General features: G+C 57.1%; 12 protein-coding genes and 1 pseudogene. All 13 read left to right on the top strand.

The features are described from left to right. Positions 1–53 precede the first annotated feature (53 nt). The gene (locus ACR2R1_RS19165; RefSeq protein WP_434111493.1) at positions 54–1,148 is read left to right on the top strand and encodes a type IV toxin-antitoxin system AbiEi family antitoxin; all 1,095 of its coding nucleotides are present in this window, start codon (positions 54–56) and stop codon (positions 1,146–1,148) included. Further along, positions 1,126–1,815 carry a nucleotidyl transferase AbiEii/AbiGii toxin family protein gene (locus tag ACR2R1_RS19160; RefSeq protein ID WP_347259092.1) on the top strand — a complete coding sequence of 230 codons (690 nt, stop codon included), beginning with the start codon at positions 1,126–1,128 and terminating at the stop codon, positions 1,813–1,815. The genes ACR2R1_RS19165 and ACR2R1_RS19160 overlap by 23 nt, the downstream gene beginning before the upstream one ends. 208 nt (positions 1,816–2,023) lie before the next feature. Continuing rightward, positions 2,024–2,380 (top strand): annotated as a pseudogene (locus ACR2R1_RS19155) (transposase); the annotation flags it as partial. A gap of 681 nt (positions 2,381–3,061) precedes the next feature. Continuing rightward, complete coding sequence (locus ACR2R1_RS19150; RefSeq protein WP_434111491.1) at positions 3,062–4,288, top strand: methyl-accepting chemotaxis protein; 1,227 nt, start codon at positions 3,062–3,064, stop codon at positions 4,286–4,288. Positions 4,289–4,306: 18 nt separating this feature from the next. After that, positions 4,307–4,675, top strand: coding sequence for a response regulator (locus ACR2R1_RS19145; RefSeq protein WP_077732414.1), 369 nt, complete (start codon positions 4,307–4,309; stop codon positions 4,673–4,675). Between the two features lie 13 nt (positions 4,676–4,688). Further along, positions 4,689–5,024 (top strand): STAS domain-containing protein, encoded by a 336-nt coding sequence (locus ACR2R1_RS19140; protein WP_077732413.1) that lies wholly within the window; start codon positions 4,689–4,691, stop codon positions 5,022–5,024. Next, on the top strand, positions 5,021–7,183 hold the full coding sequence (locus ACR2R1_RS19135) for a chemotaxis protein CheA (protein ID WP_133717064.1): 2,163 nt from the start codon (positions 5,021–5,023) through the stop codon (positions 7,181–7,183). The genes ACR2R1_RS19140 and ACR2R1_RS19135 overlap by 4 nt, the downstream gene beginning before the upstream one ends. A 107-nt stretch (positions 7,184–7,290) precedes the next feature. Further along, positions 7,291–8,922: a methyl-accepting chemotaxis protein gene (locus ACR2R1_RS19130; RefSeq protein WP_434111488.1), complete on the top strand. Its 1,632-nt coding sequence runs from the start codon at positions 7,291–7,293 to the stop codon at positions 8,920–8,922. 29 nt (positions 8,923–8,951) lie between these two features. Further along, positions 8,952–9,494, top strand: a complete 543-nt coding sequence (locus ACR2R1_RS19125; protein ID WP_077732410.1) for a chemotaxis protein CheW — start codon at positions 8,952–8,954, stop codon at positions 9,492–9,494. Positions 9,495–9,600: 106 nt separating this feature from the next. Beyond that, positions 9,601–10,407 (top strand): CheR family methyltransferase, encoded by an 807-nt coding sequence (locus ACR2R1_RS19120; protein WP_086134195.1) that lies wholly within the window; start codon positions 9,601–9,603, stop codon positions 10,405–10,407. Next, positions 10,404–10,940: a hypothetical protein gene (locus ACR2R1_RS19115; RefSeq protein ID WP_086134194.1), complete on the top strand. Its 537-nt coding sequence runs from the start codon at positions 10,404–10,406 to the stop codon at positions 10,938–10,940. Before ACR2R1_RS19120 ends, ACR2R1_RS19115 begins: the two co-directional genes overlap by 4 nt. Continuing rightward, positions 10,937–12,010 (top strand): protein-glutamate methylesterase/protein-glutamine glutaminase, encoded by a 1,074-nt coding sequence (locus tag ACR2R1_RS19110; RefSeq protein WP_434111485.1) that lies wholly within the window; start codon positions 10,937–10,939, stop codon positions 12,008–12,010. Before ACR2R1_RS19115 ends, ACR2R1_RS19110 begins: the two co-directional genes overlap by 4 nt. A gap of 105 nt (positions 12,011–12,115) precedes the next feature. Continuing rightward, positions 12,116–15,079 (top strand): bifunctional diguanylate cyclase/phosphodiesterase, encoded by a 2,964-nt coding sequence (locus ACR2R1_RS19105; RefSeq protein ID WP_434111483.1) that lies wholly within the window; start codon positions 12,116–12,118, stop codon positions 15,077–15,079. Positions 15,080–15,184 lie beyond the last annotated feature (105 nt).

Below are 15,184 nucleotides of genomic sequence, written 5' to 3'. Positions count from 1 at the left end.
ATCTTGTGTTCGCTGTCTTATAATGTTCACGTTACGTGAACAAATGATGAAATATGAACATGCCGCTTCGCTATCGAGAAGAATCCCTGCATCACCAAGAGCAAGCCCTCCTGGAGCGTGCCTTAGCCGCACTGCAGGAAACCACTGGCTTGACCGGGAAAATTATCGCCGCGGAGCCCTTATTGGAACAGGGAGTCAGAGTCGATGCAGCCGTGGAAATCGACGTAGCCGGTCAGCCCCATCGTTATAGGGCTGAAATCAAACGAATCGATCGCTTTACCGCGATCGGCCAAGTCAGGAACCGATTCGATTCATTTCAGCAGCCCGGCTTACTCGTGGCCCCGCGGATCACCGCTGAAATGGCCGACAAATGCCGTGAACTGGACGTGCAGTTCATCGATGCCAACGGCAACGCCTATCTTCATGACCTAGGCCTGTTTATCTTCGTGAAAGGACTGCGCCCTCGAGCCAAGGAGGGGATGGATATCACGACTGCGGAACCACCTCGTGCAGGTACTGCAACTGCCCTTAGAGTGATATTCGTCCTGCTATGCCGTCCCGAGTTGGTCAATGCACCTTATCGCGAGATCAATCGAGCGGCCGGCGTTGCGCTGGGGGCGGTGGGAGAGGTTTTTTTAGATCTGAATAACAGGGGTTACGCCATAATTGGCAAGGGAATGGGCGAGCGACGCATTCTGGAGCGCAAGCGATTGATTGACGAATGGGTGACCAACTACCCCATCAAGCTCCGTCCGAAGTTAAACCCAAGACGGTTTCAGGCTTCGACTCCGGACTGGTGGCGGCAAGTCGATGTCACCCGGTACAAAGCCCAATGGGGCGGCGAAGTCGCGGCCGACAAGCTGACCGGCTATTTGAGGCCCAACACCTTCACTCTATATTTCCGACCCGAAAACGTTCGTCAAAATCTCACGAAGCTAGTGGTCGAAAACAAGCTGCGTGCCGATCCCAAAGGTGAAATCGAGGTATTGGATGCCTTCTGGAATTTTCCAGCCGATGGCGCCCTGTCCGAAACCGTGCCACCGATCCTCGTCTATGCGGACCTTCTCGCCACCCTCGATCCGCGGAATCTTGAAACGGCGCGCATGATTTATGAGCAGAGCATCAATGGTTCTGGCACCCAGGGCTGAGCGCCCGATCGACCCCATTACCCTCGCGGTCCTGAGAGAAATTCAGAATGCATCAGTTGCTCTGGGTCTGGAAGCCTTCCTGGTAGGAGCAACCGCCAGAATCATCTTGCTTGAGCACGTATTCGGGCTGCAGGCTGAACGTGCTACCCGCGATATCGATTTTGCTTTTGCGGTTGAAAACTGGGACCAGTTTAAGGCAATCAAGAGGTATCTTGTCACCGGCTCCGGTTTTCAAGAAATGGAACGGGTAATGCAGCGGCTGCTTTACCAACCAGAAGGCTGTAGGCGTAAATTCGTCGTGGATTTAATCCCGTTTGGTGGGCTCGAAGTCGAAAAAAATACCATCGCTTGGCCGCCGGACATGAGTATCCTAATGAATGTCGCCGGCTACCGAGATGCCTTGGTATCCGCGGTGCCAGTTGAAGTTGAACCTAGACTTATCGTATCGGTAGCTTCCGTCGCTGGGATTGCCATCCTCAAACTCTTTGCTTGGGTTGACCGTGGCCGAGAAGATCCCAAGGACGCCATCGATCTGCTCACACTACTCCGTCGGTATCACGAGGCGGGTAACCAGGACCGAATCTACGAAGACGCATCGACCGTGCTGGAATCAGCCTACCCCAGTTATTCTCACGTCCATTCGCCCAGACTTCGCACAACCATTTGACATAAAAAAGTGAGGAAGGCAAGAGCCTCGGAATGCATCCGTTTATCCACAGTTCGGGTGGAAAAGTCCGTGGATAAGATTGTGAAAGAAACGTTACAGCCCGCGGCTTTCCTGATTTGCGTGCTTATTGTCGAATAATGTGTCAGTTTCCTGTCTGACACTCCAGAGCGTGTTATGAACTTTTTGCTGTGGGCAAGGTACTGCAGGGATGCTTACTCGAAAACCTTACCCCAGCGATGTTTCAGACGACGAATGGACGTTCGCGGTCCCTTATTTAACCTTGATGAAGGCGGCCGCGCCCCAACGCCAGCACGATCTGCGCGAAATCGTCAATTGCTTGCGTTGGTTGGTGCGGACTGGTGAGCCCTGGCGGATGTTGCCGCATGACTTGCCGCCGTGGGGAGCCGTCTATCGGCAGACCCGGCGTTGGCTCGCGGCGGGCTGCTTCGACGCGATCGTGCACGATCTCCGCGAAGGTTTGCGCCTGGCTCAGGGGCGAAAACCGCAGCCGAAGGCTGCGATTTTGGATGGACGCACGCTGCAATCCAGTTGTGAGAGTGAACCGGAGTTCACCCCCGGAATTTACACCACCTTGACGGACTCACCCCCTCTCTCCCTCCCTTAGCCTGCACGCTTTGGCGAACCATACCTTCGAGACGGCAAGCATCCGACACCCCTACATCTAATTCCGTTTTTCCTACAAAAAAATCAGAATTTTCTTACTTTCATTCTGTGATATCCGTACCAGACTTACATTCGCTGGAAAAATGCTCGGGAAAGTTTCAATTGCTAATGGCTACGACCGCCTGGTCTGATTAGTTTGAATATAGCCCCGGAATCGTCACGGAAATCAAGGCTGCGGCCGCAAGTCGATGTACCGGGAAAATTTTCGAACAGCAGCCCCAGCACGGGCCATCTTGGACTCTTCCCGCCGACACAAACGGCTGTGCTCAGCGTCATAGACAATCGTGTCATATGCACGCATGGCCACATATCCGACTCGATAAGGAGTGCCGATAGTGTCGACCTTTAGGGATACATAGTGGCAGTTTGCCGCGAATCCTCTTATCCCCAGCACTGAAATAACAACCTTACCCAAATAACGCCCTCTTTAACCGCTATGCAGTTACCGAGGGTGCGAGCTTTATTTTGACTAATGAAAACGGTTCTAGGACGTGACAAGAGCCGGCATGTAACACGGACACGGTAATTCGGAAATCGAAAACCACCAGGAGTGAAAACACAGATGCACAGTGAAAAGGAGTTATACGCCACCCGCGAATTCTCCACCTCCGACCATTTACCGAACAAAGCCTTATGGTGTTATGCGGGTTGCCTTGGGATGGGCGGTTTTCTCATAACGACGCTGATAGGAAATTGGAGCGCCGGCAGCCTGATCGGAGGCGGCATCTTGCTACTCATGGCGCTGCTGCCGGTTCGTCTGCTCGCCGCGCAATCCGAGCGAGGGTTAGCGGCGGCGATAAGCGAAAGCAATGCCATTCTGTTGGCCGAACGGAAAGAGCAGCGCGAACACATCCACAGTCTGGACAAATTATGTACGGCCGTATTGCCCGTGTGGTCCGGCCAGATCGAGATGGGGCGGTCGCAGATGGAAGAGGCCATAGTCATACTCAGCGACCGCTTTGCCGATATTGCGCACGACCTACAAACCACGGTGATCGCTTCGCAAGAAGCGGCCTTGGATATCGGTGGACAAGCGGGCGACAGCGGCATGGTTTCGCTTCTAACGCAGAGCCAAAACGAATTGAACTCAGTTCTCGCCTCTTTAAAGACCGCTCTCGACATGAGGCGGATGGCGATGCACGAAATCCTGCAACTGTCCCACTTCACGGAAGAGTTGAAACAGATGGCAGCGGAAGTCGCCAATGTCGCCGGGCAGACCAACTTGCTGGCCCTTAACGCGGCCATCGAAGCCGCACGCGCGGGGGAGGCCGGAAGAGGATTTGCGGTCGTCGCGGATGAAGTACGGAAATTGTCGACGTTTTCCGGAGAAACCGGAAAACGGATCAGCGAACGGGTGAATGTCATCAACGAGGCCATCACCTCGGCATTGGAGCTTTCCGAAAAAACTGCCAATCAAGACGTGAAATTGCTGACCGATTCCGAGACCGCGATCAACCGTGTTCTCGACCAATTCAGCAAGGCGGGCGGCGCTTTGTGCCAATCCGCCGAGATCCTTCAAGGAAAAAGCGTAGAGATCAAGAACGAGCTATCGGACATTCTGGTTTCGCTGCAATTCCAGGACCGGGTTAGCCAAATTCTGGGGCACGTGCGCGACGATTTGGAAAAGCTCCATGCATGTATTTCCGAAGCATCCGGAAAAGAAACGATCGATGCCAAGCTTTGGCTCAAGGAATTGGCGCAAACCTATACCACCGAAGAGCAACGCCGGCACCACCCCGGCGTACAGCCTGTCAGTTCCGATCGATCCGCAAACATTACCTTCTTTTAATCCATAAGGAGTAGCTCCGTGGCCAAAACCATTCTCATCGTCGACGATTCGGCTTCGCTTCGCCAGGTCGTGAGCATCGCCCTGAAAGGAGCGGGCTATGACGTCGTCGAAGCCCGCGACGGCCAAGACGCCCTGACCAAGCTGAACGGGCAACGAATCCACCTGATCATCAGCGATGTCAACATGCCCAATATGGACGGAATAAGCTTCGTCAGAGAAGCGAAACAGCTCCCAGCTTACAAGTTCACTCCGGTGATCATGCTCACCACCGAGTCTCAAGAAAGCAAGATGGCCGAAGGCAAGGCGGCCGGCGCCAAGGCTTGGGTCGTCAAGCCATTCCAGCCTGCCCAAATGCTGGATGCCGTATCGAAATTGATCGCACCCTAAGAGAGCGTTAGCCATGGCCATCGAATTCACAGAAGACGGCGGCGCATTGCGTCTCTCCGGCGAACTGACCATCTATCATGCCGCGGAGATCAAACAGCCACTCCTGACGATGCTGCAATCCGGAAACGAACTGGAAATCGACTTATCCGGCATCAGCGAAATCGACACAGCGGGATTTCAACTTCTCATGCTGGCCAAGAGGGAAACCGATCGTACCGGCGGCAATCTTCGCCTGACCTCGCACAGCCCGGCTGTTCTGGAATTGATCGAGCTGTATAACCTGGCGGGGTTCTTCGGCGATCCGCTGGTCATCACCGCCGCGCACGGTGCGGGAGGACGGTCGTCATGAACCTGGATCAAGCACTACCGGTCTTCATCGAAGAAGGTCGCGCCCTACTCCAAGAAATGGAAGAAGGGCTCCTGGGGCTGGAACAGACGCCGGACGATCCGGATATCCTGAACGCGATTTTTCGCGCTGCCCATACCATCAAAGGTTCGGCAGGCTTGTTCGGTCTTGACGGCATCGTCTCCTTCACCCATGTCGTGGAAAACGTGCTGGATCGGATGCGCGCCGGCGAAATCCTGACTCAGCCGGATTTGACCAATCTCTTACTCCAATCGTGCGACGAAATCTCGGTGCTCATCGAGGCTGCAGCGGCGGGCTCCCAATCGGACGTCGACCCAACGTCCAACGGCGTCGGGCTGCTCCATCGATTACGCGCCTATCTTGAGACATCCGATGCTAGCAACGATGCCGGTCGCCTCCCGGCCAAAGCGCCCGCACCGGTAGAGGTTTGCGGCGAAGCTGCCGTGTCCGGCGACTGCTGGCGCATCGTCGTGGATTTCGGCGAAAACGTCCTGCGCAACGGCTTCGACCCGGCATCGTTTATACGCTACCTCTGCAATCTCGGGGAAATCGTTCATCTCGCAACCAAGACGGAACGGCTTCCGCCCGCCGAGCTCATGGATCCGGAGAGCTGTTACCTCGGTTTCGAAATCGACTTCAGAAGCGCTGCGGACAAACAAACCATCGAAAACGTCTTCGAGTTCGTACGGGAGGATTGCCATATCCGCATCACCCCGCCGCCCGCTTTCGCCGAAGTCGCCATCGAACGCATCGAAGCTCTCAAAGCAGAAGCGGACAAGGTGGGCGAGATCCTGATCGAAGCCGATGCCGTCACCCCTCGGGAAATCGAAGAAGCGCTGGCCCTGCAAAACGAGATTGACGCCAGAACCCAAAGACATCCGCCCATGGGCGAAATACTGGTGCAGGAAGGCATGCTGCAACAACCGGTCGTCGAAGCGGCTCTTGAAAAACAAAAGAAAATCCGCGACGCAAAAATCGGCGAATCCCGATTCATCCGTGTCGATTCCGGAAAGCTGGACCAACTCATCAATCAGGTGGGCGAATTGGTCATTGCCGGCGCGACGGCATCCCTGCTGGCGCAGAGAACGAACGACAGCGAACTGCAAGAAGCGCTTTCCACCATTCTGCGCCTGGTCGAGGAAGTCCGCGGCGGCGCCCTTCAGTTGCGCATGGTGCAGATTGGCGAAACCTTCAACCGCTTCAATCGCATTGTCCGGGATGTTTCCAAAGAACTCGGCAAAGACATCGAACTCCAGATCAGCGGCGCTGAAACCGAACTGGACAAAACCGTGGTGGAAAAGATCGGCGATCCCCTCACTCATCTGGTGCGCAACGCGATCGACCACGGAATCGAGTCTACCGATAGGCGTGTCGCTGCCGGCAAGCCGGCAAAGGGCACGGTTCGGCTCAACGCCTATCACGAATCCAGCAGCATCGTCATCGAAGTGACCGATGACGGCGGAGGATTGAATCGCGACAAAATATTGAGCAAGGCAATAGAGCGGGGACTGGTGAACGCCGGCCAAAACCTGAGCGAGCAAGAGATTTACAACTTGATCTTCGAGCCCGGTTTTTCCACCGCCGACACGATCAGCAACCTGTCCGGACGCGGCGTCGGCATGGACGTCGTGCGGCGCAATATCGAAGCGCTCCGCGGCATGGTGGAAATCAACAGTCGTCAGGGCCAAGGCTCGACCGTACGCATTCGCCTGCCTTTGACCCTGGCGATTATCGACGGCTTCCTGGTGAGCGTCGCCGGCTGCTCCTATGTGATTCCCCTGGAAGTGGTATCGGAATGCGTAGAGCTTGATGAACGGGAACAGCGCCACGGCTGCTATGTGAATCTTAGGGGTGAGGTATTGCCCATCCTCAACCTGCGCGAACACTTCAAGATACACGGCCAAACCTCCCGCCGTCAGAACATCGTCGTGACGCACTTCGGCGGGCAAAAGGCGGGGCTTTTGGTAGACGAACTAATGGGCGAGTTCCAGACCGTGATCAAGCCGCTCGGCAAGCTATTCGGCAAGGTGCGCGGCGTCAGCGGCTTCACCATCCTGGGCTCCGGCGAAGTGGCGCTGATTCTGGATGTGCTTTCGCTGATCCAGTATGCCGCCGGTCTGGAAGCTCAAAAAGCAGCCTGAAAGCGAACCCTTCTCTAGCCAACGGCAAACGACAGCTCGGAAGCACGAGAAGGCAATACGCAAACACACAACGATCACTTCCCACACGACAAAAAGGAAGAACAAAAATGACTGCATTCCATCGATTCACCGTCAGAACCCGGTTACTCGGACTGGTTTTCCTGCTCTGCGCCTTTCAGATCATGATCGGCTGGAACGGTTTGTCCGGCATGAAGCAAAGCAACGCCGGGCTCCATACCGTCTATAACGACCGCGTCGTGCCTCTCAGAAAGCTGAAGAGGATTTCCGACGCTTATGCCGTCCACATCATAGATGCGGTCAACAAGGCCAATGCCGGATTGATTACCGCAGAAGACGCCCGGCAGCGGATACGCAGTGCCAACGAACGCATCCGGACGGAATGGAACGCCTACGCCGCTACCCGCATGACCGAAGAGGAGAGCAGACTGGTCAGCGCGGTCAAGTCGATGTTTAGCGAGTCCGACCGAAAGATCGATCGTCTGCTCGAGGTACTGGATGCCAAGACCGGAAATATCGTGGGACAACTCGGCGAATTCGATGGCCCGCTCTACGCTGTGATCGATCCGGTCACCGATAAGATCGCCGATCTGTCCAATCTGCAATTGACCGTCGCCGAACAGGAGTTCGACAAAGCGCAAGAAAGCTATCGCGTCGTCTTCAGTTTTGCCATCGGTACGATCGTCGCGAGCATTCTCATCGGCTCCCTGGTCGGCTTGTGGCTCGTCAACAACCTCGCCAAGCAACTTGGCGGCGAGCCCGGCTATGTCGCGGAGGTGGCGCGCCGGGTGGCGGGTGGTGATCTTACCGCCACTGTCGAGACCCGGCACGGCGATACCACCAGCGTGGTTGCCGCCATGAAGTTCATGGTGGATAAGCTCTCGGCCATCATCACCGATGTGCGCGGCGCGGCGGGCCAGTTGTCGAGCGCCTCGGAAGAAGTCTCGGCAACCGCCCAGAGCCTGTCCCAAGCCTCCAGCGAACAAGCGGCCAGCGTCGAGGAAACCAGCGCCGCCGTCGAAGAGATGTCCGCCTCCATCAACCAGAACGCCGAGAACGCTCGGGTCACCGACGGCATGGCCGGCAAAGCCTCCACCGAGGCCAAGGAAGGCGGCGAGGCGGTTCAGTCCACGGTCGAAGCGATGCGCCAGATCGCCAAGAGGATCGGCATCATCGACGACATCGCCTATCAAACCAATCTCCTAGCCCTGAACGCCGCTATCGAAGCCGCCCGCGCCGGCGATCACGGCAAGGGCTTCGCCGTGGTGGCGGCGGAAGTGCGGAAATTGGCCGAACGCTCCCAAGTCGCCGCCCAGGAGATCGGGGAATTGGCCGACAGCAGCGTGAAACTGGCAGAGAAAGCCGGCAAGCTCTTGGATGATATCGTGCCCTCCATCGCCAAGACCTCCGATCTGGTGCAGGAGATCACCGCGGCTTCCAACGAACAATCCGCCGGCGTGAACCAGATCGCCACGGCGATGATGCAGCTCAACCAGATCACGCAGCAGAACGCCTCGTCCTCGGAAGAGCTTGCCGCCACCGCCGAGGAAATGAGCAGCCAAGCCGAGCAATTGCAACAGCTCATGGAATTCTTCAGGCTGGCACAAGGCGAGAACCGGGACGCGCCGGCCAAGCCCTCCGTTCGTCAACCCAAACCCGCCCAAGCGCCACGTCTCTTGGAAACCTACGCCATGAGCCAGCACGAATTCGAAAAATTTTGAGACAAGCATCCGAATAACGAGGAGCCGCTATGGCGAATATCATTGCGCACCAAAAGTCGTCGCCGCAGATCGACCACGAATCGGACAGCGCACAGCAATACCTGACTTTTCAACTGGGCGGAGAGCTGTTCGCCCTAGATATTCTTCACGTCAAGGAAATCCTCGAGTACGGCCACGTCACGCCGGTACCCATGACCCCGACCTTTATCCGCGGCGTCATCAATCTGCGCGGCGCGGTGGTGCCGGTCATCGATCTCCATGCGCGCTTCGGCCGCGGCCTGGCCGAGGTGACCCGGCGAAGCTGTATCGTCATCGTGGAGGTGCAACACGAGGAAGAACGCCACGACATCGGGGTGACCGTCGATGCCGTGAACGAGGTCGTTGAGCTTCCGCCGGCCGAAATCGAGCCGGCGCCGGCCTTCGGCGCGAAGATCCGCACCGATTTCATCGCCGGTATGGGCAAACTCGACGGCCGCTTTGTCATCTTGCTGGATCTCGCCAAGGTGCTGTCCGTGGACGAGATGGCTCTGCTCGCCGAGATGGGACAAGGAGACCATGGAAACGGGGAGTAGGCGGCAAGACGGCCCGGTCGGTCTGGATCGGCCATCGAACTTCCCGGCGGCAGGAGCGAGCCGCAAAACCAAAATCGTCTATCCGAAAAACGACCGTTCTTGAACCATGGACGCTTTGACCCTCAGCGATCATGAATTCCGTCAATACCAAAAGCTCCTCTACGACATCGCCGGCATCCATCTGTCGCCGGCGAAAAAAGCCCTAGTATGTGGACGATTGGCCCGGCGTCTCGCCCAGCACGGATTGACCAGTTACGGGGACTATTTTCGCCTCTTGACCGACCGACGGGAGGCGGAGGAGCTTCAGCACGCGCTCGACCTACTGACCACCAATGAGACCTATTTCTTTCGCGAACCGGGGCATTTCGATTTTTTGCAGAACCACATCCTCGGCTCCCACCGCCGGGCTCAAACCTTCCGGGTCTGGAGTGCGGCCTGTTCCAGCGGCGAAGAACCTTACAGCATCGCCATGGTGCTGGCCGATCGATTGGGTAGCGGTTCCTGGGAAGTATTGGGCTCCGACATCAGTCGGCGCGTCCTCGAAAAAGCCCGGCTCGGCCATTATCCCATGGAGCGGGCCAGACACATCCCCAAGGATCATTTGACCCGCTATTGCCTCAAGGGAGTCGGCTCTCAGAAAGGCACTTTTCTCATCGACACCCCTCTGAAGAGCCGCATGCGATTCATTCAGATCAATCTGAACGGACCGCTCCCCAAGATCGGCGAGTTTGACGCCATCTTTCTGCGCAATGTCATGATCTATTTCGACCTGGCGGCAAAACGACGGATAGTGGCCCGTCTGATCCAGACGTTGAAACCCGGCGGCCATTTTATCGTCGGCCATGCGGAAACCCTGAACGGTGTCGATGAAACTCTGAAACCCGTCGCCCCTACCATTTACCGCAAACCATGAGATGCATCGCCGTTTCGCCCCCCGGATTTCAGGAAATCCATTTGCGTCCGGGCGACTTCTACTTCGGGCAAGGAGCAGTGCGCCTGGTTACCCTGCTCGGTTCCTGCGTGGCCGTGATTCTATGGCATCCGCGCCTCTGCCTCGGCGGCATGTGCCATTACATGTTGCCGGCCCGCGGCCACGGGCGGGCGTCGGAACCGGACGGACGCTATGCCGACGAGGCTATGGAACTCTTCCGCCGGGAAATCTTGCGCGCCGGAGCGCCGTCGTCCGAATACCGCGCTCGATTGTTCGGCGGCGGAAACATGTTTTCCAACCGTTCCGTACCCGCCGTCCTGAACGTGAGCGCACGCAACGTGGAAGCCGCACGAAACCTGGCAAATCGCCTTGGTTCCCGGATCGACGAGGCACACTTGGGTGGCGTTGGGTATAGGAAACTGGCATTCGAACTTTGGAGCGGCGAGACCCGCCTCGAACATCGCCAGGAGCTCATCGAATTTTCCACGGCGAGAAGAAAGAACGAATCTAAATGAAAAAAATAGGCGTCATGCTCGTGGACGACTCGGCCGTAGTGCGCCAGGTCATCAGTGATATCTTGAGCCAGGATCCCGCCCTGGAAGTCATCGGCGCGGCTTCCGATCCCCTCTTCGCCATGGAGCGAATGAAACGGCGGTGGCCGGACGTCATCGTCCTGGATGTGGAAATGCCCCGCATGGACGGAATCACCTTTTTGAAGAAGCTCATGATGGAACACCCGACCCCGGTCGTGATTTGTTCCTCGCTCACGGAGAAGGGCGCAGAAACCTCCTTGCAAGCCTTGTCCGCTGGCGCGGTGGGTGTCGTCGCCAAAGCCAAGCTGGGAATCAGGCAACATCTGCAAAGCATCGCCGCAGAACTGATCCACGCCGTCAAGTCCGCGGCCCTGGCCGATCTCAAGCGGCTGACGCTCGCGGGCCTGCCGCACAAGGTCGAACCCAAGCATACAGCCGATGCCGTGCTGTCCTATTCTCATCGCCCTCTCACGCAGACAACCGACAAAGTGGTCGCCCTGGGCGCCTCCACCGGCGGCACGCAGGCTCTGGAAGCGGTGCTCACGGCTCTGCCTCGGGTCTGTCCCGGCATCGTCGTCGTTCAGCACATGCCGGAAAAATTCACCACCGCTTTTGCCAACCGCCTGGACAAGCTCAGCGCGGTCGAAGTCAAAGAAGCCGCCAACGGCGACCGGGTCTTGCCCGGCCGGGTACTGATAGCACCCGGCGGCCGCCATATGCTGCTCAAACGTAGTGGCGCTCTTTATTACGTGGACGTGATTGACGGCCCGCTGGTCAATCGGCACCGCCCGTCGGTGGACGTGTTGTTCCGCTCCGTGGCCAATACCGCCGGAAAAAATGCTTTCGGGGTAATCATGACCGGCATGGGCGACGACGGCGCCCGCGGCCTGAAGGAGATGCGCGAGGCCGGGAGCCGAACCTTGGCTCAGGACGAAGAAACCTGTGTCGTGTACGGCATGCCGAAAGAGGCCGTGCGACTCGGAGCGGCGGAACGCAGCATCGCGCTTTCGGATATCCCGTCAGCGATCCTGGATTATGGCGCGAGCCGGTAAGTTACTCGCTCCATACACGAACATCGCCATCACCGCGGTATTTTCTGAACGATTGGTCTTTAGAACCCTACATCGTGATTAGCATCATTCTCGGAAACGGAAGTTATGACAGACATAGACTTTGATCGGTCCGGGCACTCGGTATTCGTATTCGGTACCGATACGGAGAAGACGGTAAGGCAGATTGTATTGCTGCTCCTTCCTCTCGGCCTGTTTTCCTTCGGACTCTGGCTGTGCGTACAGGAACACGGCGTCCGTTTCGCCGATTATTCCGCTCTTCACACGCTTGTGGAGATTCCCGCCATCGTGATCGCCGCAATGGTATTCGGCATCGGCTGGAACGCATACGAGGAGAATCGTCCGTTGACTTTGCCGATCCTCGCCTGCGGCTTTCTGACCGTCGGATTGCTCGACCTGATGCACGTACTGTCGTTTCCGGGAATGCCGAATTTCATTACGCCGAGCAGCCCGGAAAAAGCCATCAATTTCTGGCTGGCCGCACGCTACTTGGCTGCCGTTACCTTCCTGGCCGCCGGCTTGCTGCCTTGGCGCCCGATGAAGCGGCTTTCATTTCGATGCGCCATACTGGCCGGATGCCTGGCGTTCGCTTCGCTCATCGTTTGGCTTGGCCTTTTCCGGGAAGATTTTTGGCCGCGGACGTTTCTGTCAGGACAAGGCTTAACGCCTTTCAAAATGAAGGCGGAATATGCACTGACGCTCATCTATTTCACTGTCACTCTCGTTCTGCTCTATCGCTTGCGCCGACCGCAGCCCCGGGTTCTGGCGTATTTGATGGGCGCCTCGGCGGTTACGGCCTTGAGCGAGTTGTGTTTCTCGCGATATCGGGCGGTCGACGATCTGTGCAATTTTGTCGGTCATGTTTACAAAGCGATCGCCTATTTTCTCGTTTACCGGGGAATCTTCGTCGAAGGCGTGCACGAACCTTATCTGCGGCTCCAGGCCTCCCGCGAGGCGCTTCGGAAAAGCGAGGCACGTTTTCAGGATCTGCTGGAATTCGAGCCGGACGGGGTTTTGCTGGCCGACAGCGCATGTCGCATCGCCATGGCCAACGCCAAAGCGGAGGCCATTTTCGCCTGTCCGCGAGCGGAACTCATCGGCCGGTCGATAGAAACATTGATTCCTGAGATTTGCCGGGCAAAGCACTCAGCGCGATGGCACACTCATCGCGAGGAAAAGCAAACCTTATCGGTAGGACGGGAAGTATGGGGACGCCGCAACGACGGATCCGATTTTCCCGCCGAAGTAACGCTCGGTCCATTGCATACCGAACAAGGATTGATGACCATCGTCGCCGTACGCGACATCACAGAACGAAAACAACGCGAGGAGGAGCGAGACCGACTCGTGGCCATTCTGGAAGGGACCTCGGATCTTATCGGTATCGTCAACGCCGACTACAAACCGATCTACATCAATCAGGCCGGACGCGCGATGCTGGGACTCGGCCGGGAGGAAGACATCTCCGCCCTGCATATCGAACAGTTTCACCCGCCTCAAGTATTCAATACGTTACTGAGGGGAGGACTTGCGGAGGCGGAGAAGAGCGGCGTCTGGCGGGGCGAAACGGAACTGGTCAACCGGTTCGGCAACAAAATCCCGCTCTCCCAGGTCATCATAGCCCACAAGGGGAACGACGGGCGGGTCGCTTACTGGTCGACGGTGGCTCGCGACATCGCCGATCAGAAACAGTACGAGACGATGCTGAAATTTCAGGCCACCCACGATCCTCTAACCGCATTGCCCAATCGTTTCCTGTTTCGCGAGCGGCTGGAGCAGGCGATGCTGAGAGCATTCCGCAATGGCAGCTTGGTCGCAGTGCTTTTGGTCGATCTGGACAATTTCAAGGATGTGAACGATACCTTGGGACACGATTTCGGCGACGAGTTGGTAAAGCTGATCGGAGGCCGCCTTAGAGAAGCCCTGCGCGAGGAAGATACCGTAGCGCGGCTGGGCGGCGACGAATTCGCGGTACTCCTGCCCCACATCACCGATTCCTCGTGCGCGGCGCAAAAGGCGCAATTACTGCTGGACGCCATTGCGCAGCCCTGCAGGATCGAGCACCACCATATTCTTATCAGCGCCAGCATCGGTATTACCGTTTATCCCGGCGACGGCGACGATGTTCACGGACTGTTGCGCAATGCCGACATGTCCATGTATAAGGCTAAGGACGAAGGACGGAGCAAGTTCCGGTTCTACACTGCCGAAATGGGCGCTTGTCTTCGGGAAAGACTGGACATCGTCAACGACCTGCGCACGGCTTTGGACCGAAGCGAATTCACCTTGCATTATCAGCCCAGAGTCAGTCTTGTCACCGGTCGAATCTGCGGTGTCGAAGCGCTGATACGTTGGCAGCATCCCCAAAAAGGCTTCATTGCACCGGCCAAATTCATCCCGATCGCGGAGGAAACCGGTCTGATCGCTCAGATCGGCGAATGGGTTTTCCGCACTGCCTGCGCGCAAGCAAAAGTATGGCGCGATAAAGGGCTGGCCTTCAACCGAATGGCCGTCAATCTATCGGCACGCCAATTCGCACAGCCGGATCTGGTCGAGGTCGTTACCGCCGTCGTCGAACAAACGGGTCTTCCGCCGCAGACCCTAGAACTGGAAATCACTGAAAGCATGCTGATGCGCGACCGGTCCATAGCGGCCGATGTGCTGGGCCGGTTGAAGCAACTCGGTATCTCGTTGGCGGTCGACGACTTCGGAACGGGCTACTCCTCCTTGAGCTATCTGAAACAGTTTCCGCTGGACTATCTCAAGATAGACCGGTCTTTCATACGCGATCTAGCCAAGGATCCCGATGATGCACGCATCGTCGAAGCCATCATCGTTCTGGCCCATAGCCTCAATCTCGGGGTGATCGGAGAAGGTGTCGAAACGCCGGAACAAGCCGAGTTCCTGAAGACCCGCCATTGCGACGAAATACAGGGGTATTACTTCAGTAAACCGACGCCCGCCGATGAAGTCGAAGCGATGCTGCGGACCGGCAAAACGCTCGAGTTTACGGTTCCGAAATCGCTGTCGCCGCTGACCGCGTCGGCCTGACGGCCGATATTCGACCGTATGGCAATCCATCAACGTCCACAGACGTTTCTCCATCGCCTATCGCAAGCAAGCAAACGCGAGCTATAACTCCGAACATGCCTGAAA

Source organism: Methylocaldum sp. GT1TLB, assembly GCF_051027445.1.
In the GTDB taxonomy this organism is placed as follows: Bacteria; Pseudomonadota; Gammaproteobacteria; order Methylococcales; family Methylococcaceae; genus Methylocaldum.
The sequence above is the reverse complement of the archived record's forward strand: the minus strand, read 5'-3'. Positions and strand labels throughout refer to the sequence as shown.